This window comes from Candidatus Nitrotoga fabula, from assembly GCF_905221025.1.
Lineage (GTDB): Bacteria > Pseudomonadota > Gammaproteobacteria > Burkholderiales > Gallionellaceae > Nitrotoga > Nitrotoga fabula.
The window spans coordinates 14,840-34,954 of sequence record NZ_CAJNBL010000034.1 but is presented as its reverse complement, the minus strand read 5'-3'; the positions used below and the strand labels follow the sequence as shown (position 1 = coordinate 34,954).

The 20,115-nt window shown below is 50.9% G+C and carries 16 protein-coding genes; 1 reads left to right on the top strand and 15 read right to left on the bottom strand.

Going from position 1 to position 20,115, the window contains the following annotated elements:
• Window positions 1-101 precede the first annotated feature (101 nt).
• The 11 genes from odhB to KJA68_RS07990 all read right to left on the bottom strand — a co-directional run bounded on the left by odhB (window position 102) and on the right by KJA68_RS07990 (window position 13,951).
• On the bottom strand, window positions 102-1,262 hold the full coding sequence (gene odhB / locus KJA68_RS08040; RefSeq protein ID WP_213036422.1) for a 2-oxoglutarate dehydrogenase complex dihydrolipoyllysine-residue succinyltransferase: 1,161 nt from the start codon (window positions 1,260-1,262) through the stop codon (window positions 102-104).
• Between the two features lie 17 nt (window positions 1,263-1,279).
• The gene (locus KJA68_RS08035) at window positions 1,280-4,144 is read right to left on the bottom strand and encodes a 2-oxoglutarate dehydrogenase E1 component (RefSeq protein ID WP_420887643.1); all 2,865 of its coding nucleotides are present in this window, start codon (window positions 4,142-4,144) and stop codon (window positions 1,280-1,282) included.
• Window positions 4,145-4,301: 157 nt separating this feature from the next.
• The gene (gene gltA / locus KJA68_RS08030) at window positions 4,302-5,591 is read right to left on the bottom strand and encodes a citrate synthase (RefSeq protein ID WP_213036455.1); all 1,290 of its coding nucleotides are present in this window, start codon (window positions 5,589-5,591) and stop codon (window positions 4,302-4,304) included.
• Between the two features lie 57 nt (window positions 5,592-5,648).
• Window positions 5,649-5,885, bottom strand: a complete 237-nt coding sequence (locus KJA68_RS08025) for an FAD assembly factor SdhE (protein WP_213036421.1) — start codon at window positions 5,883-5,885, stop codon at window positions 5,649-5,651.
• The gene (locus KJA68_RS08020) at window positions 5,882-6,577 is read right to left on the bottom strand and encodes a succinate dehydrogenase iron-sulfur subunit (RefSeq protein ID WP_213036420.1); all 696 of its coding nucleotides are present in this window, start codon (window positions 6,575-6,577) and stop codon (window positions 5,882-5,884) included. Before KJA68_RS08020 ends, KJA68_RS08025 begins: the two co-directional genes overlap by 4 nt.
• Window positions 6,578-6,934: 357 nt before the next feature.
• Window positions 6,935-8,698, bottom strand: a complete 1,764-nt coding sequence (gene sdhA / locus KJA68_RS08015; RefSeq protein WP_213036419.1) for a succinate dehydrogenase flavoprotein subunit — start codon at window positions 8,696-8,698, stop codon at window positions 6,935-6,937.
• Window positions 8,698-9,078, bottom strand: a complete 381-nt coding sequence (gene sdhD, locus KJA68_RS08010) for a succinate dehydrogenase, hydrophobic membrane anchor protein (protein WP_246487112.1) — start codon at window positions 9,076-9,078, stop codon at window positions 8,698-8,700. Before sdhD ends, sdhA begins: the two co-directional genes overlap by 1 nt.
• Window positions 9,066-9,440: a succinate dehydrogenase, cytochrome b556 subunit gene (sdhC, locus tag KJA68_RS08005; protein ID WP_213036417.1), complete on the bottom strand. Its 375-nt coding sequence runs from the start codon at window positions 9,438-9,440 to the stop codon at window positions 9,066-9,068. Before sdhC ends, sdhD begins: the two co-directional genes overlap by 13 nt.
• 248 nt (window positions 9,441-9,688) lie before the next feature.
• Window positions 9,689-11,125 (bottom strand): threonine synthase, encoded by a 1,437-nt coding sequence (gene thrC, locus KJA68_RS08000; RefSeq protein ID WP_213036416.1) that lies wholly within the window; start codon window positions 11,123-11,125, stop codon window positions 9,689-9,691.
• Between the two features lie 93 nt (window positions 11,126-11,218).
• Window positions 11,219-12,532 (bottom strand): homoserine dehydrogenase, encoded by a 1,314-nt coding sequence (locus tag KJA68_RS07995; protein ID WP_213036415.1) that lies wholly within the window; start codon window positions 12,530-12,532, stop codon window positions 11,219-11,221.
• A gap of 189 nt (window positions 12,533-12,721) precedes the next feature.
• On the bottom strand, window positions 12,722-13,951 hold the full coding sequence (locus KJA68_RS07990; RefSeq protein WP_213036454.1) for a pyridoxal phosphate-dependent aminotransferase: 1,230 nt from the start codon (window positions 13,949-13,951) through the stop codon (window positions 12,722-12,724).
• A 124-nt stretch (window positions 13,952-14,075) separates the two neighbouring features.
• On the opposite strand from KJA68_RS07990, the gene KJA68_RS07985 reads away from it, so the two are divergent.
• A complete protein-coding gene (locus KJA68_RS07985) occupies window positions 14,076-14,522 on the top strand; it encodes an Mth938-like domain-containing protein (protein ID WP_246487111.1) in 447 nt (148 codons plus the stop codon).
• A 394-nt stretch (window positions 14,523-14,916) separates the two neighbouring features.
• Here the strand turns inward: KJA68_RS07985 and KJA68_RS07980 are convergent, their stop codons facing one another.
• From KJA68_RS07980 to KJA68_RS07965, 4 genes are all read right to left on the bottom strand, one after another.
• On the bottom strand, window positions 14,917-16,098 hold the full coding sequence (locus KJA68_RS07980) for a pyridoxal-phosphate-dependent aminotransferase family protein (protein WP_213036414.1): 1,182 nt from the start codon (window positions 16,096-16,098) through the stop codon (window positions 14,917-14,919).
• 75 nt (window positions 16,099-16,173) lie between these two features.
• Complete coding sequence (gene glcF / locus KJA68_RS07975; RefSeq protein WP_213036413.1) at window positions 16,174-17,391, bottom strand: glycolate oxidase subunit GlcF; 1,218 nt, start codon at window positions 17,389-17,391, stop codon at window positions 16,174-16,176.
• A gap of 9 nt (window positions 17,392-17,400) precedes the next feature.
• On the bottom strand, window positions 17,401-18,465 hold the full coding sequence (glcE, locus tag KJA68_RS07970; RefSeq protein ID WP_213036412.1) for a glycolate oxidase subunit GlcE: 1,065 nt from the start codon (window positions 18,463-18,465) through the stop codon (window positions 17,401-17,403).
• A complete protein-coding gene (locus KJA68_RS07965; RefSeq protein WP_420887642.1) occupies window positions 18,465-19,883 on the bottom strand; it encodes an FAD-linked oxidase C-terminal domain-containing protein in 1,419 nt (472 codons plus the stop codon). Before KJA68_RS07965 ends, glcE begins: the two co-directional genes overlap by 1 nt.
• Window positions 19,884-20,115: the final 232 nt, after the last annotated feature.

Genomic DNA, 20,115 nt, shown 5'->3' with positions numbered 1-20,115 from the left:
TTTCACCCGTTTACTCTTGGCTCTTTAAGGCCGCTCTGTTCTTCCCGTCTCACCAGGGTCACAAATGCGAGTACCGTAACAACCCCACGGCAATATAATTACTACAAGTCCAGTAACACCCGCCCAGGGAATTCCAATGCTTCTTTTATGGTCGCAAGAAATAATACCGCATCCCGTCCATCAATAATTCTATGGTCATAGGAAAGTGCGAGATAGTTCATCGGACGGATCACGACTTGACCATTTTCAGCCACCGGCCTGTCTTTTGTAGCATGGATACCAAGAATTGCGCTTTGTGGTGGATTAATGATGGGAGTGGATAGCATGGAGCCAAACACCCCGCCATTCGAAATGGAAAATGTTCCCCCAGTCAATTCTTCAAGGGTAATTCTGCCGTCCCTGGCTCGCGCACCGAAGTCAATAATTAGCCTTTCAATATCGGCCAACGACAATTTGTCCGCATCACGGATAACAGGCACCACCAGACCGCGCTCACTGCCAATTGCCACCCCAATATCATAATAACCGTGGTAAACAATATCTGTGCCATCCACAGACGCATTCACCACTGGAAATTTGTGCAACGCAAGCAATGCTGCCTTAATGAAAAATGACATGAAGCCAAGCTTGACACCATGTTTCTTTTCAAAATCGTCCTTATACCGATTACGCAATTCAACTACAGGCAACATATTTACTTCATTAAATGTTGTAAGAATTGCAGCATTCCTTTGCGACTGAAGGAGGCGCTCTGCAATGCGCTGGCGAATCCGGGTCATAGTCACGCGCTGTTCCTTCCGCCCACCCGCCGGGGGTTGCAGAACAGCACCCACCGGAGCTGCAGTTTTTTCCTGCACAGCAATAAGCACATCTTCCTTGGTAACCCGGCCACCGCGACCGCTTCCGCTGATTGCGCTGGTATCGATCTGATTTTCAGCAGCAATTTTCTTTGCTGCAGGCATTACGAAAGCCTGTTCATTGACCGCATGGTCTGATTCGATCGTACTTTTTTCAACAGGACTAGCTTCTGTATCAAGAAGTGCAATTACCTCATTACTGGTAACTTTTTCACCATTTTGTTTGAGAATTCTGGCCAGTACCCCCGCCTTGATCGCCGGCAACTCCAATACCACCTTATCGGTTTCAATATCGATCAGATTTTCCCCCTCAGCCACAGCTTCGCCCTCCTGCTTATACCAGGATACCAATGTGGCTTCCGGAACCGATTCCGAAAGCTGCGGCACTTTCACTTCGATCTGCATGATGTCTTGCTCCCGATTTATTGATCCAGATTACAACCAAATGCGGCATGAATCACTGCCTTCTGTTGCTCATTATGCACCGCAAGATATCCAGCCGCAGGTGATGCTGCGGAAGGCCGCGCCGCAGAGACAAGTCGCATGTTGTCACGCAGGTGACGCATCAGATAATGCTGGATGCGATGCCATGCCCCCTGATTTCTCGGCTCCTCCTGACACCAAAGCAATTCTGTAGCGTTGGGAAAACTGGCAATCTGGGCCTTGAAAGCATCATGCGGAAATGGATAAAGTTGCTCCAGCCGGATAATCGCTACCTCTTCCGAAGACAAAGCACCCGCCTCTACCGCTTCAAAACCTCTTTTGTTCCGGGCAGACATCAGTTCATGGTATATCTTTCCACTGCACACGATAATGCGGCGCACCCTTTCTGCACGCAACACTCCCTTTTCCCCAATCACTGGCTGAAATGAACCTTGAGCTAATTCATCCAAGGGTGAAAAAGCATCCCTGCTGCGTAACATGCTTTTAGGCGTAAATACGACAAGGGGTTTACGTATTGGACGCAACATCTGGCGACGCAACAAATGAAATATTTGGGCTGAAGTTGAGGGAACACACACTTGAATATTGTAGTCAGCACATAACTGCAAATACCGCTCCATACGACCGGAAGAATGCTCAGGTCCCTGCCCTTCATAGCCATGGGGCAGGAACATAACCAGCCCGCACATGCGCCCCCACTTGGCTTCTCCCGATGAAATAAATTGATCGATTACCACTTGGGCGCCATTTGCAAAGTCTCCAAACTGTGCTTCCCATATCACCAGAGTATTGGGCTCTGCGCTCGCATAACCATACTCAAACGCCAGCACGGCCTCTTCTGAAAGAATGGAATCAATTACGGTAAAATCAGCCTGATCAGGTGCGATATTTCGCAGGGGAACATGATACCCCTTGTCCCACTCTACGCGATTCTGATCATGCAAGACGGCATGGCGATGGAAAAAAGTACCGCGTGCACTGTCCTCCCCGGACAAGCGCACCGGGATCCCCTCCGCCACCAGGCTAGCATAAGCAAGGTTCTCTGCCATCCCCCAATCAAGTGGTTGCTCACCTTTGCCCATTGCGCGGCGATCTGCAATGATTTTTTCCACACGCGACTGCAGCTTGAACTTTTCCGGAACCTCTGTCAGCCGTTGGGAAAATTTCTTCAATTTTTCCAGCGGCACGGTTGTATCCACCGCAACATCCCAGCACACATCGCTTTTGTATTTAGACCAATTTACTGCATATTCTTTATTGAAGTTACTGATTATAAGTTGAACCGGATTAATGCCTTCATCCATCGCCCGACGGTAAGCAGCAATCATCGCCCCTGCGTCTTTTTCGTCTATCACATTCTGTTCTACAAGGCGCCTGGCATACAGTTCACGCGTTCCTGGATGCTTATTGATGTAACTGTACATGAAAGGCTGCGTGACCATCGGCTCATCCTGCTCGTTATGGCCAAGCTTGCGGAAGCACACCATATCAATCACCACATCCCTTTTAAAGGTCATGCGATAATCAAGCGCAATTTCAGCTACCAGCAACAACGCTTCTGGGTCGTCTCCATTCACATGAAAAACCGGCGCTTCGATCATCTTCGCCACATCAGAACAATACAAGGAAGAACGGGTATCACGGGTATCCGAAGTAGTAAATCCGATCTGATTGTTTATGATGATATGCACGGTTCCTCCCGTGCGATAGCCGCGCGTCTGTGACAAACTGAACGTTTCCATGATCACGCCCTGTCCGGCGAAAGCCGCATCACCGTGCAACAAAAGCGGCATGACCTCCCGTCCTTCCCTGTCACCGCGCCGGTCCTGACGGGCGCGCACCGAACCTTCTACCACCGGATTGACGATTTCAAGATGAGAAGGGTTAAACGCCAGCGCCAAATGCATCGCCCCACCCGGAGTGGAAATGTCCGACGAAAATCCTTGATGATATTTCACGTCACCGGAAGTCAGATTTTCACTGTGCTTGCCTTCAAATTCCGCGAATAAATCCCGGGGCAGTTTGCCTAGGGTATTCACAGCCACATTCAATCGTCCACGGTGTGCCATCCCGATAACCGTTTCGCGCACACCCTGTGCACCTGCGTGTTGCAAGACATGATCCAGCATCGGAATCAGCGATTCACCGCCTTCCAGGGAAAATCTTTTCTGTCCGACATATTTGGTATGCAGGTATCGCTCCAGGGTTTCGGCCGCCGTTAATCGCTCAAGAATACGCCGCTTTATATCAGCACTGTAGCTTGGCATGCTGCGAACATTTTCCAGGCGATTCTGAATCCAGCGTTTTTGTGCCACATCACTGATGAACATATATTCCACACCTATACTGCCGCAATAGGTCTGGCGTAACAACTGCAAAATTTCGCGCAATGTTAAGCGTGGTGGACCCGCCAGCGAACCGGTATTGAATGTTACATCCATATCTACTTCAGCAAGCCCATGAAAAACCGGATCCAGCTCAGGAGCTTCAGGCTTGGGATGCCGACCCAGCGGATCAAGGCTGGCTTGACGCACCCCAAGAAAACGATACGCATTGATCAGTTGCAATACTGCCACCTGCTTGCGGGCCAGATCCATCCCCTGATGTTCCCCATGCTCGCAAGAAGCAAAAGGCAATTCAGCAAACGCCCGGATTACCGGGCCATGCGCCATATCCCGTGGCTGCGCAAGCGACCCGCCCTGCAAGGTATCGAAATAAACACGCCATTGGTCAGAAACAGATCCTGGCGCAGCCAGATATGTCTCATACAGATTTTCAATATAAGCCATATTGGCACCATACAGCATCGAGTTGCCCAGCATGGCATGCATGTCTGCCGTCATAAGTGATGATCCATTTTTTACGATGCTGTCATGTCCTTCCATTCCGCCACCTGACTCAGGATATGCTCATGGCAAGCCGAACCCGGATGGATTGCGAAGCAATCAAATAAAGGGACGCACAACTATTCCGCAACGTCAGCTTCCCCAGTGCTTCGCACTAACGGGCGGAAATCGGCACAAAATCACGTTGCCTTGCCCCTTGGTACAACTGCCGTGGACGGCCGATCTTGCGTTCGCTGTCAGAAATCATTTCATTCCACTGTGACACCCAGCCTATGGTACGGGCCACAGCAAAAATTACTGTGAACATGTTGGGAGGAATCCCCAGAGCACGCAACACAATCCCGGAATAAAAATCCACATTGGGATACAGCTTTCTCTCTATAAAGTATTCGTCCTTTAGCGCAATCTGTTCCAACTCCAGGGCCATTAAGAACAACGGGTCATTTTCCAGCTTCAGCTCTTTGAGTACCTCATAACACGTAGCCCGCATCACTTCCGCGCGCGGATCCATGTTCTTGTAAACCCGGTGCCCAAAGCCCATCAGACGATATTTTTTTTCCTTCACACCCTTCATGAAATCCGCGACACGCGACACATCTCCAATCTCCTCCAGCATCTTAAGCACAGCTTCATTCGCGCCACCGTGCGCAGGCCCCCATAGCGCTGCAATGCCTGATGATACGCAGGCAAATGGATTGGCCCCGCTGGATCCTGCCAGCCGCACTGTCGAAGTCGATGCGTTTTGCTCATGGTCTGCGTGCAGAATCAAAATCCGTTCCATCGCCCGTACCAGCTTCTGGTTGGGTATATAAGTTTCAGCCGGGGTCGCAAACATCATATACATGAAATTTTCGACGAAATTGAACTCGTTCCTCGGGTACATGAACGGGAAACCGGTGAAATACTTATAAGTCATGGCAGCAATGGTCGGCACCTTAGCTAACAAACGCAATGCAGAAATTTCGCGATGTTCCGGATTGTTGATGTCAAGCGAATCATGATAAAAAGCTGAAAGCGCTCCCACCACTCCTACCATTACCGCCATTGGGTGCGCATCACGTCGGAAACCATTAAAAAAACGCGCAAGCTGATCGTGCACCATGGTGTGCTGCATCACCTTCTTATTAAAATCATGTTTTCGCTCCGCGTTTGGCAGCTCACCATGCAGCAGCAAATAGCACACCTCGAGAAAATCAGAATTTTCCGCAAGCTGTTCAATAGGATAGCCACGGTAATAAAGCAACCCTGCTTCCCCATCAATAAAAGTTATACTGGACGAACAGCTTGCAGTGGAGACGAAAGCCGGATCATAGGTAAACATATTAAGTTTTCCCAGCCCGCGAATGTCGATTACATCTGGCCCCAGTGTGCCAGAGAGTATTGGCAATTCAATACTCCTGCCATCCCCCAGAGTCAATGTTGCAACACGTTTTTCTTCCCTCATCATGCCTCCCAATTTATTTGCATCTTCGCTATCCCGAAAATTTTCGGCTGCCAAACATTAAACTGTCCGAAGCAACTCCAACACCGCACACTGTTCGCCCTTCTGCAGAGAAGGACCTGATCTGGCAATCCTATCCCAGAGCATCTGGTCGGGCATGTCCAGCAAAACATCAAATGCCGTTTTCTGAATGTCATCCAGATCTGCATAATGCAACTGCACAAATCTGCCCAGCACAATATCCAGTTCCAGCATCCCTCTTCGACACCGCCAGCTTAAACGCTCAAGCTCTTTCATACTGTGCGCTTCACCATCAGGGTTTTTATTTTTCCTATGGCAGCAGTAGGGTTCAGACCCTTTGGACAAACATCTACACAATTCATAATGCTGTGACACCGAAATAAACGGTATGGATCTTCCAGGTTATCCAGCCGCTCGCTCGTTGCCTGATCCCGGCTATCAACGATGAACCGGTAAGCCTGCAACAAACCGGCAGGCCCTACAAACTTATCCGGATTCCACCAGAAAGACGGACAAGCCGTAGTGCAGCAGGCACAGAGAATACATTCATAAAGACCATCCAGCTCCGCGCGCTGCAATGGTGATTGCAAGCGTTCCGTTTCTGGAGGAGGGTCATTATTCACCAGATAAGGCTTAATTGAATGATATTGTTTGAAGAATTGCGTCATATCCACGATCAAATCGCGGATCACGGGCAAGCCCGGCAGTGGGCGTAATTCAATCGGCTGCTTTAAAGTCGACAGCTTGGTAATGCAAGCCAACCCATTGCGACCATTAATATTCATGGCATCCGAGCCACAAACCCCTTCACGGCAGGATTTACGCAGACTCAGGCTATCATCCTGCTCCCGGATAAGAAGTAGCGCATCCAGCAGCATCATGTCGCCCGCTTCCATATCCAGCTCATAATTGCGCATATACGGCTGCTCATCGGTTTCAGGGTTATAGCGGTAAATTTTAAATTTCAAGATTCATCCCTCTGCCAGTCATTTCAGAACAGCTGTCTTACTCACATCCGTATCATAGTCAGTCGACCGGCGCTGACAGTGGTGCTGCCGGGATGTCCGCTGTCGCACTTCCTGATCCGTTTATCCGCAGTAACATTGCACAGCAAAATAATCCATAGGACTCATTGTCCAGGATAAGACCCGTGTTCCTTGATAGCCCAATCCCGGGAACAGTCTTGTTATTGCTGATTTCCATAATCCCATACCGGACTGACCATAAACCATGCCCCACCCGCACAACCTGCAAAAACCGCATCACCATTGCGGTCCGCAACTGACCCAGCCTATTCGCCGGATTTTATTTTACATTTTCGCTGTTCAGTATATCCGCGCCCTGAGCGGAAAGGATTCCACGGTCAGCGGTTTTAAACGGACAGGCTTGTAGTCCAGTTTTTTGCCATCACTGAAATACAGCGTATGTTTCAGCCAGTGGTCATCATCGCGTTCTGGAAAATCATCCCTTGCATGGCCACCACGGCTTTCTTTCCGTGCGGCGGCTGAATACATGGTCGCCTGGGCTACCTCAATCAGATTATCCAGTTCCAGTGCTTCAATGCATGCAATATTAAAAACTCTACTCTGATCATGAATCATGGTATTGCCAGCCCGTTCTGCCACTTTACGAATCTTCTGCATGCCTGCAGACAAAAGATCCGGGAAACGGAACACGCCACAATGTTTTTGCATCACGCTCCGCATTTCCGCGCCGACTTCCGCAACGCTCTCGCCATCTTTCTGTGATTTTAACCTTGCAAGACGGGCAAGCGGGAGCTCGGTAGCCCCTTTAGGCAAGGATTTGGGGTGCGGACTGCGCTGCAGGTCCTCAATAATCTGCCTCGCCACTTCACGCCCAAATACCAGCAAATCCAGCAATGAATTGCAACCCAGCCGGTTAGCGCCATGGACCGAAACACATGCGCACTCGCCTACCGCATAAAATCCTTGCACGATCTCTTCCGGCCCTGTCCTGTATGGCGCCACAACCTGGCCATGATAATTGGTTGGAATCCCGCCCATCATATAGTGCGCGGTGGGAACCACTGGTATAGGTTCCCGCGCAGGATCAACATGGGCAAATCTCATGGAAATATCGCGAATACCCGGCAAACGTTGGCGAATAACGGCATCGCCGATATGGTCTACCTTCAATAAAACATGGTCCCCATGTTTCCCGCATCCCCGTCCCTCCCTGATCTCGGTGGCAATGGCGCGGGAAACCACATCTCGACTGGCCAGATCTTTCGCATTGACAGCGTAGCGAGACATGAAACGCTCCCCTTCCTTATTGATCAGGTAGCCTCCCTCCCCACGCACCCCTTCGGAAATCAGAACTCCCGCACCATATACACCCGTCGGATGGAACTGGAAAAACTCCATATCCTCCAGCGGAATCCCTGCACGCGCCGCCATCCCCAAGCCGTCACCCGTATTAATATATGCATTGGTGCTTGCCTGAAAAATCCTCGCTGCACCGCCAGTTGCAAATAACGTAGCACGCGCCTGAAAAATCATCAGATCGCTCGTTTCTATTTCCATCGCTACGACCCCGAGCACATCGCCATCTTCATCGCGAATTAAATCCAGGGCCATCCATTCCACGAAGAAAATTGTATTGGCCTGCATGTTTTTTTGATATAACGTATGCAGCAATGCATGACCGGTACGGTCCGCCGCAGCACACGCACGCTGCACCGGAGTCTTGCCATAATCCTGCATGTGTCCGCCAAATGGACGCTGATAAATTTTACCGTTGTCCAGCCGATCAAACGGCATGCCAAAATGCTCCAGTTCATACACTACTTCCGGCGCGGCACGACACATAAACTCAATGGCATCCTGATCACCCAGATAATCCGATCCTTTCACGGTGTCATACATATGCCAATGCCAATTGTCTTCGCTGATATTCCCCAGCGATGCAGCTATGCCTCCCTGAGCTGCTACCGTATGCGAACGCGTGGGAAAAACCTTGGACAGCACCGCCACTTTCAAACCTGCCTCGGACAATGCCAAGGCTGCACGCATCCCGGAGCCACCTGCCCCTACGATTACCACGTCAAATGTACGTTTCGCAACCGCCATCAGATTCCCCACAAAATTTGTACCGCCCAAATCGAATACAGTAAAAGTAATACTGTCAGCAATACATAAATCAGCAGGCGTACCTTTGCAGACCGGACATAATCCATCACTATATCCCGCAACCCGATCCATGCATGATAAAACAGAGCAATCAGAAACAGCAGGGTAAAGGAACGCATTAGGGGATTTGAAAATAACATCACCCATTTATAATAATCCAGCCCGCCGCGCCCCAAATGATCCCCGAAGTGCGAATTCAGCACAATATAGCCAGCAACAAAAAAAACATAAACCGCCATGATGACTGCGCTGATGCGCTGCACCAGCCAGCCCCGCAACCCGTAATGCGCCCCGGTGACAATTCGATCTACCAAAGCCACACTCCTGCCAGCAAGGTCAAGCCCACGCTCAGGAACAAAACATATTTACTGCTTGCTCGTGCCTGAGGTAACCCTACGCCAATATGCATATCAATCACGAGAAAGCGTATCCCTGCAAAAAAATGGTGTAACAATGCCCACACCAGGATAATCAATGACACTTTGACAACAGGGAGTTGCAGTACTGCTACTAGTTGGGTATAAGTTTCAATGGAAAGCAGGCTATATTGCAGCAACAACAGCAACAACGGCAATGCCAGAAACAGCAACAGCCCACTAATGCGATGAAGTATAGAAACCAGACCCGGCAAAGGTAGTCTGATCCGGAACAAATCAAGATGTATGGGACGTTTTCTATTCATCAGCACACACAGGGCAGGATAGATAATCAACCAATAATGGTCATTCTACACCCGATGGATAGCAAACCGAACAACAGATGCGCAAAGGATGCATCAGCACCAGGCCATGAAACGAAACCTGGGCAATTGATTTATATTAAAATGTGGCTCGCCAATTCAATGGAGCGTTCAGAGAGTCAATTCATTTTCCGGGTGCAACAGGATTAAGAAAATTGCGGACAAAAACCCAATCAGGACATGAATCCAATTCAATAAGTCATGGCATGGGCGCTGATATATGCCTTGAGCATTTCCAGATTTGCATCCATCAACTCCACCCGTTGCGGCAATTTTTCAATACACTCCAGCCCTGCCGGACGTTCTGGATTGCGCCCCAGTGCTTCAATGATGGATTCTTCAAATTTGGCTGGAAGGGCTGTTTCCAGGCAGATCAGCGGTAAATTAGGGCGACGCTGCTCAAGGCCGACTTTAATTCCATCCGCAGTATGCGTATCAACCATCACCCCGAAATTCTGCCATATTTCGCGGATGATCTTCATACGGTCAAGGTGACTGCTTTTCCCTGATGCAAAACAGAACCCTGGCAGATCATGCCAGCAAGGCATCCCCTTGATATCAAATGCCCCTCCTGCATCCACCTTAGTCCATAATTCGCACACCGTGGTTGCATCGCGCCCAACCAGGTCAAATATGAAACGCTCAAAGTTGGATGCTTTTGAGATATCCATCGACGGACTGCTGGTATGATAGGTACGGTTCGCTGCGCGTGGAACATACACGCCTGTCCTGAAAAACTCATCCAAAACATCATTTTCGTTCGTGGCCAGAATGAGCTGTCCGATGGGCAAGCCCATCATGCGCGCAATATGCCCTGCACAAATATTACCAAAATTTCCGGAAGGAACCGAAAAGGCAACACTTTCATCGCTCGACTGCGTTGCGGCAAAGTAGCCCTTGAAATAATAGACAATCTGCGCGGACACGCGCGCCCAGTTGATCGAGTTTACCGTGCCTATCTTATATCTGGCCTTGAACTCATGATCATTTGATACGCCTTTGACCAAATCCTGTGCATCATCAAACACGCCACGAATGGCAATATTGAAAATATTCGGATCCTGCAGCGAATACATCTGTGCACGCTGAAAAGCCGACATCTTGCCATAAGGGGACAACATGAACACGCGGATGCCACGTTTGCCACGCATGGCGTATTCAGCTGCAGATCCGGTATCCCCGGAAGTTGCGCCAAGAATATTAAGCTCTTCTCCCTGTTTTTCCAGAACATACTCAAACAAATTCCCCAACAGTTGCATCGCCATGTCCTTAAAGGACAAAGTTGGACCATTGGATAACTCTAGAATGTGCAACCCAGGCTCAAGCGTGCGCAGTGGAACAATCTGCTGGATGTCAGAATCGGCACGACCGTTCCGGTAATTCCCGGAAGCATATGTCCTGTGAACAATCTGCTTCAGGTCGGCGGCTGGAATATCCGTCATAAACTTGGACAGCACTGCAAATGCAAGATCCGCATAAGACAGGTTACGCCAGTCATCCAGCTCTGCCCGGGTAACCTGCGGATATTTTTCCGGCAGATAAAGACCACCATCCGGTGCAAGTCCTCCCAGAAGGATTTCAGTGAATTTTTTTGCGGGTGCTTCCCCCCGCGTGGAGATATATTTCATGTTTTTGTTCGCTTCGCTGCACGCCTGTTACTTGAAATGTAGAGTCAAGAAAAAACCTTTCCCAGCCATCCTGCCCCGCTGAAGCCGGGATATCTATTTGCCCAGCTCCTCCATACGAATACGCGTCACCTTACCCACAACCACCGGCAATTTTTCCAGTTTCGAGATCGCTCCGTTCATCCATTTTTCAGAGATCAAGTGGGTAAGCAGAATCAAGTCCGCCTCCTTTTCTCCTTCACCCGGTTCCTTCTGGATTACGGCATCAATTGAAATTTTCTCATCTGCCAGCACGCGGGTAATATCGGCAAGTACGCCGGGCTCATCCTGTACACGCAGACGAAGATAATAGCAACTTTGCACCTCTGCAATCGGAAGAATGGGCAGGTCAACCATTTGATCCGGCTGGAATGCCAAATGTGGAACACGATGTTCCGGGTCGGCAGTATGTAACCGCGTCACATCAACCAAATCAGCTATCACCGCACTAGCCGTCGGTTCAGCGCCAGCTCCCTTGCCGTAATACAATGTCGGCCCAACTGCGTCTCCCTGAACCACTACCGCATTCATCGCGCCTTCCACATTGGCAATCAGGCGTTTTGCAGGAATCAGGGTTGGATGCACGCGCAACTCAACACCTGCATTGCTCCGTTTGGTAATGCCGAGAAGCTTGATGCGATAACCCATCTCCTCAGCATATCTTATATCCTTGCCATCCAGTTTCGAAATGCCCTCAACATATGCTTTGTCGAATTGCATCGGGATGCCAAAGGCGATCGAAGAAAGAATAGTGATTTTATGGCCGGCATCCACCCCTTCAATATCAAAGGTCGGATCGGCCTCTGCATAACCCAGGCGCTGGGCTTCTTTCAGTACGGAATCAAAACTCAGTCCTTTTTCGCGCATTTCGCTCAAAATGAAATTGGTTGTTCCGTTAATAATCCCGGCAATCCACTCAATGCGATTAGCGCTCAATCCCTCCCGTACCGCCTTGATAATTGGGATTCCGCCTGCCACTGCCGCTTCAAAAGCAACCATCACCCCTTTTTTCTGGGCTTCAGCGAATATTTCATTGCCATGCATGGCCAACAATGCCTTATTGGCAGTCACCACGTGCTTGCCATTGGCGATTGCCTTCAGCACCAGTTCCCTGGCCACGCCATAGCCACCAATCAACTCAATTACCACATCCACTTCCGGGTCATTCACTACGGCAAATGCATCGTCCACCACACGGCAGGTTCCCTTTACAATTTCATTCGCGCGTACCAAATTCTTTTCCGCCACCACCACAATCCGGATGGGGCGACCCGCACGACGGGTTATTTCTTCTGCATTTCGCGACAATACAGTATATGTGCCTGCACCTACGGTACCCAGACCCAACAGGCCAATATTCATTGGTTTCATATTCTATCGCTCCAAAGTACAATTCATTTTTTCATCCCGCCATATCTCTTCTGGCGACAGAAGGATCCACTGGCAAGCAGTATCCAGGATACCTGGGCCGCCCAGAATCCTTCCAAAATCCTTCCAAACATGATTCTTAATAATTAATCATCCTGAAATTCCACCGGCACAAAACCACACGAGTGCTAGTTATTTTTTCCCATATCTTCTTCGGTAATACTCGAGAAAGCGGGCAATCCGACCAATCGCCTCAACCAGATCATCCGCATTCGGCAAAAACACTACCCTGAAATGATCGGGATCCGGCCAGTTAAATCCCGTTCCCTGAACGACGAGGACTTTCTCTGTTTCCAGCAATTCCAGAATAAATTTCTGATCATCCTTGATCGGATACAGACTGGGATCCAGACGCGGAAAAAGGTACAGCGCAGCTTTCGGCTTGACGCAGGTAACACCGGGAATATCCGTCAGCAACTGATATGCGAGGTCCCGCTGTTTGCATAACCGTCCGGAAGGAGCAACCAGATCATTAATACTCTGATATCCCCCAAGTGCGGTCTGAATGGCAAACTGTCCGGGTACGTTTGAACACAACCGCATCGAAGCAAGAATACCCAATCCATCGATATAATCCTGCGCATGCTTCTTCTTCCCGGAAACAATCATCCAGCCGGCACGATACCCACAAGCCCTGTAATTTTTCGACAGGCCATTAAACGTGACAAACAGCACATCATCTGCCATGGAAGCAATGGATGTATGACTCAGGCCGTCATAAAGGACCTTGTCATAAATCTCATCGGAAAAAATGATCAGATTGCTATTTCGCGCAATCTCAATAATCTCCTGCAGCAACGAATCTGAATAAATCGCACCCGTCGGATTATTCGGGTTGATCAACACAATGGCGCGCGTGTTGGGAGTAATTTTTTTTCTGATATCCGCCAGGTCTGGCAGCCAGTCACTTTGTTCATCGCACAAATAATGGCGCGGCTTGCCGCCCGCCAGGGTAACCGCTGCCGTCCACAACGGATAATCTGGAGCCGGCACCAGCACCTCATCGCCAGTATTCAGCAACCCCTGCATGGACATCACGATCAATTCGGACGCACCATTACCAATGAAAATATCCTCCATCCCCACACCGGCGATATTTTTTTGCTGTGCGTAGTGCATGATGGCTTTGCGTGCGGCAAAAAGCCCTTTTGAATCAGAATAGCCCGAAGCGTTGGGCAGGTTGTGTATTACGTCTTGCTGAATTTCTTCCGGTGCTTCAAAACCAAACGATGCCAGATTGCCGATATTCAGCTTCATGATCCGGTGGCCATCTTCTTCCATTTGCTTGGCACGCGCCATGACAGGACCGCGGATGTCATAACAAACACTGGCCAGTTTATTGGATTTCAGGACAGGAAGCACCGTTTCCATGCCTGCATTTTCAATTTGTATCAATTCGTTCTCTCAATCTGTTGCACCTGAACTGTGACTATGATCCGGCCTGATGGTAGAATTTCAAAAAGCGCCATGTATGCACTCGCCACCCTTGAAATTACTGATTGCAAAGGGCGTGATTCTAACCGAGCACACCCCGGTCAGCAAATCCAGCAAACGGAGAACCCGCGTGAAGCTTCATCTCAATACCAGCATAAACCAGAATATTTTTACCGCCTGCGGTGCTGGTTATGTCACGGTCAACGGACAATGTTTCAATCAGTCCATAGTGGTTACACCAGAGCAGGTATTCAATGACTGGAACCCGCAAGACTTCGATGCATTGACTGAAATCCATTTTGCCTATCTTCTGACAATCCGGCCAGAAATCATACTGCTTGGAACCGGCCCCAGACAACGATTCCCGCACCCCCGTCTGTACCATCAATTGACAGCGGCCGGAATCGGTGTGGAGAGCATGGACACCCCGGCAGCCTGCCGTACTTACAACATCCTGATGAGCGAAGATCGCAAGGTTGCGGCAGCAATTCTCCTTTAGCTAATTGTTTCTCATTACAGTAACCCCAGTCTTCCAGTCAGGTTTGTAAATCCATAGCCGGCAAAGGAATGCATACCATCAAGCCGTGTACTACAACCACACCAAAAAGACGGACGCTAATTCGACCGTTCTGAATAGCTGCGACAAATATTGACATCCCAGGGCTGAAAATCATCCAGCCTGCATTGTCTGTGTGAAGCGGGATTTATTCATGCACAAAAAAACACTATCTGACAGTTACCCCCATTCCGGGATGGGGTGCAGCTTATCATTCTGGCTTCCGCTCCAAAAAAACAGCGCAACCATTTTACAGATGGCTGCGCTGTCTGATCCATGATGCCCATTCGGTACTATGACCGGCCCATGCACCCTTCCTGCCGATACAAAACAACTATCAGTTTTCCAGCACTTTCTGCGCTGCAGCCACAGCCACGCCAAGCTGAACAGGTGCTTTCACCCTGCCCAGCACATCATCCAGCGCACCGAGACACACCAGAATATTACGCTTGTTGCTGGCATGGCCCATCAACCCTATACGCCACACCTTTCCGGCCATTACTCCCAGGCCTGCTCCAATTTCCAACTGGTAATCATTCAGAAGAGTGGCTCGCACCAGAGCATCATCCACTCCCTCCGGAATGGTCAGAGCATTCAGCTGAGGCAGGCGTTCCGATTCCGGAACCACAAAATTTAACCCCATGGCTTCCAGTCCGGCGCGCAGGGCAAGGTGATTTTTTTGATGACGGGCCCATGAGTTTTCCAGTCCTTCTTCCTGCAGGATAACCAGTGCCTCATGCAGGCCATACAACGAGTTGATGGGTGCAGTGTGATGATAGGCGCGCTTGGTTGAACCGCCCCAGTAGCTCATGACCAGATTCAGATCCAGGAACCAGCTTTGTACTTTATTCTTGCGATTTTTGATTTTTTCCAGTGCGCGCTCACCGAAACTGACCGGCGAAAGCCCCGGGGTGCAGGACAGACACTTTTGCGTCCCGGAATATATGGCATCAATTGCCCATTCGTCCACCTTGAGTGGCGATCCAGCCAATGAAGTAACGGCATCCACAATAGTCAGACAGCCATGTTTGTGTGCAAGCGCCACCAGATTTTTTGCGTCGGACTGCGCACCGGTCGAAGTTTCGGCGTGCACGAATGCCACCACTTTGGTATCAGGATTAGCCTTGAGGGCGTCTTCCACCTTTTGCAGATCCACTGCACGTCCCCAATCATCCTGTACCATGACTGCAATCCCGCCGCAGCGTTCCACATTTTCTTTCATGCGGCCACCAAACACGCCGTTCTGGCAAACAATGACCTTGTCACCCGGCTCCACCAGGTTGACAAAACACGTTTCCATTCCAGCCGAGCCTGGAGCGGAAACAGGCATAGTCAGCTCATTTTTGGTCTGGAACGCATATTTCAGCAGCTCTTTCATTTCGTCCATCATGCTCACAAAGACTGGATCAAGATGGCCAAGAGTAGGGCGGGACATTGCCTCCAGTACACGTGGGCTTACATCTGAAGGTCCGGGACCCATCAGAATACGTTGCGGGGGATGGAACGATTTTATTGCCATGGCTATACTCCTTGCGGGTTGCGATTAAATAATAACGACATTTTAACTTTTTTCACCACTTCCAGTCGCCCCTTGTTAGGGAGAAGGGTGCAATAGTTCAATCCAGTGCTTCACTGGCAAACGTGCCGCACTTTCCAGGTGGAGCTTGCAGCCAATGTTGGCGGTTGCGATGAATTCGGCTGCATCCTGTTGCAGCGCATCCAGTTTATTATCCAGCAGTTTCTGCGACCACTCGGGCTGCAACAGGGTATAGGTACCCGCCGCTCCGCAGCACAAATGCGTGTCCGCAACCCGGGTCAAGGTATAACCACAATTCTTCAGAATGGCTTCAACCACTCCAGACAGCTTTTGTCCATGCTGGGAGGTGCAGGATGATTGATAGGCTACACGGATACCTTCCCCGATTCCGGAAAAGACACCCAGATCTTCGTGGCGCAGGATTTCTCCCAGATCGCGGCAAAGCCCACTGATGCGTGCCGCCTTCGCGGCATACTCCGGGTCGTGTTTAAGGATTGTCCCATATTCCTTGACCATCACTCCGCATCCGCTGGCTGTCATCACAATCGCCTCCACCCCCTGCTCAATATATGGCCACCAGGCATCAATGTTGCGTCGCATCATGTCATGCGCCCCACCCGGGTCGGCCAGATGCTGATTCAGCGCTCCACAGCAACCGGCTCTAGGGGCTGTGATCAGAGTAATGCCCAGCCTGTCCAGCACCTCTGCCGCAGCCCGGTTGATGTTCGGCGCAGTCAAGGGTTGCACGCACCCGTCCAGTACCAGCATTTTGCGCGGATGGCACGAAGGAGAATTGGCCGGATACCGTATTTGCCGAGCCGGTATTTTACGCTGCAGCGATAACGGCAATAATGGCCGAACCATGCGTCCCAGACCAAGAACAAACGCAAAACGCCTGGGGTATGGCAGCACGGCCAGAAGACCGCGCCGCACGATTTTTTGCCACACGGGGCGCGGCACGCGCTTTTCAATTTCCTGACGCCCGATATCAACCAGACGCCCATACTGCACTCCGGATGGACAGGTGGTTTCGCAGGCACGGCATGTCAGACACCGGTCCAGGTGCGACTGGGTTTTGTCAGTGGGAGAATTGCCTTCCAGCATTTCCTTGATTAAATAAATACGCCCACGGGGGCCATCCAGCTCGTTCCCGGCCAGTTGATAAGTCGGGCAGGTCGCATTGCAGAATCCACAGTGCACACAGGAACGCAGGATAGCTTCAGCCTCGGCGATTTCTGCGTGATGGTGGAACTCGGAAGAAATAGTGGTCTGCATATATATACCCTACAGGCTTTCGTATATTCGCCCCGGATTAAAAATCCGGCAAGGATCAAAACTCGATTTCAGGCGTTGATGCAACACCAGAAGGGGCGCGGCAAGCTGCTGAAACCTGTCGTTATCCCGATCTCCACCCCGGAACTGGGTAACATGGCCGCCTGAGCCTTCTACACGCTCGCGGATTGAGGCAACGGGTTCATCACTCAACAACCAGCGCTGGGCACCCCCCCAGTCCAGAAGCCATTCTCCGCTGATTTCCAGAGGGGGGATCGCTGGTTTAACGGATACGCGATACAATGGCTTTCCCGAACCAAAGAATGGCAGCAGATGCTCACGCAGGTCATGCCAGAAAGATTCTGGGTTTGCCATTACCTCTCCGCCCCAGTGTGCATAGCTATGCTGGACCGCCTGTTCACTCCCGGACAGGCGCAGGTAAAAATGTCCCGCATGATAGCAGGCTCCATCCACAGGCATCGACTGTGACAACAGTCTGCTCATTTTCCCAATGGCTTCCGCCGTGGCGCATTCCTGCACTATGGTCAGGCTCGCCGCTGGCCGTGGCAGCACTTTCAAGCTGATTTCCAGCAACACGCCCAGCGTGCCGTATGCCCCAACCATCAGGCGGGAAACATCGTAGCCCGCCACATTCTTGATCACCTGGCCGCCAAAACGCAATATCTCTCCCTTGCCATTGATCAGCTTGCAGCCCAGTACAAAATCACGTGCCGAACCGCAAAACGGACGGCGCGGCCCGGACAGGCCGCAGGCAATCGTACCACCCAGCGTAGCATGATCCCCGAAATGCGGCGGTTCGAAAGCCAGCATTTGCCCGGCTTCCGCCAGCGCGGTTTCAACCTCCCTGAGCGGTGTACCGCTGCGTGCAGTCAGCACAAGTTCCCGTGGGTCATATTCCACAATTCCGCGGTGAGCACTGACATCCAGGATTTCACCGTGGGTTTCCCTTCCCAGAAAGGATTTACTATTCCCTCCTTCGATTCGGAGCGGCACCCCGCACTCTATCGCACGGCGCACCTGCTGTTGCAGAGTGGCACTGATATCGCAATGCAGCATCAGAATCGTTCCAATTCAGGATGAGGCAATTGTCCATGATGAACGTGCATGGCCCCGAATTCCGCGCAACGCTGCAAAGTGGGAACCGCTTTACCCGGATTAAGCAGCCAGTCGGGATCAAACGCCGATTTCACCGAATGAAACTGTTCCAGCTCGTCTGCCTTGAACTGGGTGCACATCTGGTTAATTTTTTCCACACCGACTCCATGCTCCCCAGTGATCGAACCGCCCACCTCAACGCACAGTTCCAGAATACGCTGGCCAAATTCCTCGGTGCGAGCCAGCTCGCCGTCCCTGTTCGCATCAAACAGAATCAGAGGGTGCAGATTCCCATCCCCGGCATGGAAAACATTTGCCACCGGCAGGCCATATTCTTCCGCCCAGAGACTGATTTGACGCAATACGCGCGGCAACTGGCGACGGGGAATGGTCCCGTCCATGCAATAATAGTCCGGTGAAATACGCCCGACTGCCGGAAAGGCCGATTTACGTCCCTTCCAGAATAGCTGCCGCTCCGCTTCGCTGGCGGCGGTACGCACCTCGGTCGCGCCGCTTTGCTGCAATATTTTACGCACCGCCAGAATATGCTCGGATACCTCGGCATTGGTTCCATCCAGCTCGCACAACAAAATGGCTTCCGCATCCCGTGGATATCCTGCATGAGCAAAGTCTTCCGCAGCCTGGATAGCCAGCTTGTCCATCATCTCAAGACCAGCAGGGATAATACCGGCGGCAATCACGGCACCCACTCCTTCCCCGGCTTTATAGACATCGTCAAAGGCTGCCAACAAAACCTGCGCGCGCTCCGGCCTGGGCAGCAGCTTCACCGTCACCTCAACTATCACCGCCAGCATTCCCTCCGATCCAGACATCAACGCCAGCAGATCATATCCGGGAGCATCTAGCGTTTCCGCACCGATCGTCAGCAACTCGCCTTCCATCGTCACCACTTTCAGCATCAGAATATTGTGAACCGTCAGGCCATATTTCAAGCAGTGCACTCCGCCGGAATTTTCTGCAACATTGCCCCCGATCGTACAGGCAATCTGCGAAGAAGGATCCGGGGCATAATAAAGTCCATATTTGGCGACCGCATCGGAAATAGCCAGATTCCGCACCCCCGGCTGTAAGGTAGCCATGGCATTTTCAGGATCAATATTCAGGATACGTTTAAATTTTGCCAGGCTCAGCAGCACGCCGTTGGACAGCGGCAAGGCGCCACCGGACAGACCGGTGCCCGCACCGCGAGCCACAACCGGTACCTGTAAGGTATGGCAAAGGCGCAGGATGGACTGTATTTGGTCAACGGTATCCGGCAAGACTACCACCATGGGAAGACGACGGTAAACCGACAGCCCGTCACACTCGAAAGGACGCATATCTTCCGCATCGGTGAGCAAGGATTCTGGCGGAAGCATTTGCTTCAGGCTACGGATTAAATCTTCATGCGGGCCTCGTCCGCATGACATTTCCTGTTCTGATGCTGGCATGAAAACTTGAAAAAAGAGAAAAGCGGGACTTCGGATTTCATCAGAGTTTGACCCGAAATGCAACCGGTGAAATGATTTTCTGGCCGCAGGAAAACCCTGCTGACAGCAGGCTTTATAACCGGGCAGGCCGGATTTTCAGCGGCCGACACTACAGGCCGTC

Excerpts from the sequence above, each read along its gene's own strand:
- odhB (WP_213036422.1), bottom strand. The coding sequence starts at position 1,262 with ATGCAGATCGAAGTGAAAGTGCCGCAGCTTTCGGAATCGGTTCCGGAA.
- KJA68_RS08035 (WP_420887643.1), bottom strand. The coding sequence starts at position 4,144 with ATGACGGCAGACATGCATGCCATGCTGGGCAACTCGATGCTGTATGGT.
- gltA (WP_213036455.1), bottom strand. The coding sequence starts at position 5,591 with ATGAGGGAAGAAAAACGTGTTGCAACATTGACTCTGGGGGATGGCAGG.
- KJA68_RS08025 (WP_213036421.1), bottom strand. The coding sequence starts at position 5,885 with ATGAAAGAGCTTGAGCGTTTAAGCTGGCGGTGTCGAAGAGGGATGCTG.
- sdhA (WP_213036419.1), bottom strand. The coding sequence starts at position 8,698 with ATGGCGGTTGCGAAACGTACATTTGACGTGGTAATCGTAGGGGCAGGT.
- sdhC (WP_213036417.1), bottom strand. The coding sequence starts at position 9,440 with ATGAATAGAAAACGTCCCATACATCTTGATTTGTTCCGGATCAGACTA.
- thrC (WP_213036416.1), bottom strand. The coding sequence starts at position 11,125 with ATGAAATATATCTCCACGCGGGGGGAAGCACCCGCAAAAAAATTCACT.
- KJA68_RS07995 (WP_213036415.1), bottom strand. The coding sequence starts at position 12,532 with ATGAAACCAATGAATATTGGCCTGTTGGGTCTGGGTACCGTAGGTGCA.
- KJA68_RS07980 (WP_213036414.1), bottom strand. The coding sequence starts at position 16,098 with ATGGCAATAAAATCGTTCCATCCCCCGCAACGTATTCTGATGGGTCCC.
- glcF (WP_213036413.1), bottom strand. The coding sequence starts at position 17,391 with ATGCAGACCACTATTTCTTCCGAGTTCCACCATCACGCAGAAATCGCC.
- glcE (WP_213036412.1), bottom strand. The coding sequence starts at position 18,465 with ATGCTGCATTGCGATATCAGTGCCACTCTGCAACAGCAGGTGCGCCGT.
- KJA68_RS07965 (WP_420887642.1), bottom strand. The coding sequence starts at position 19,883 with ATGCTTCCGCCAGAATCCTTGCTCACCGATGCGGAAGATATGCGTCCT.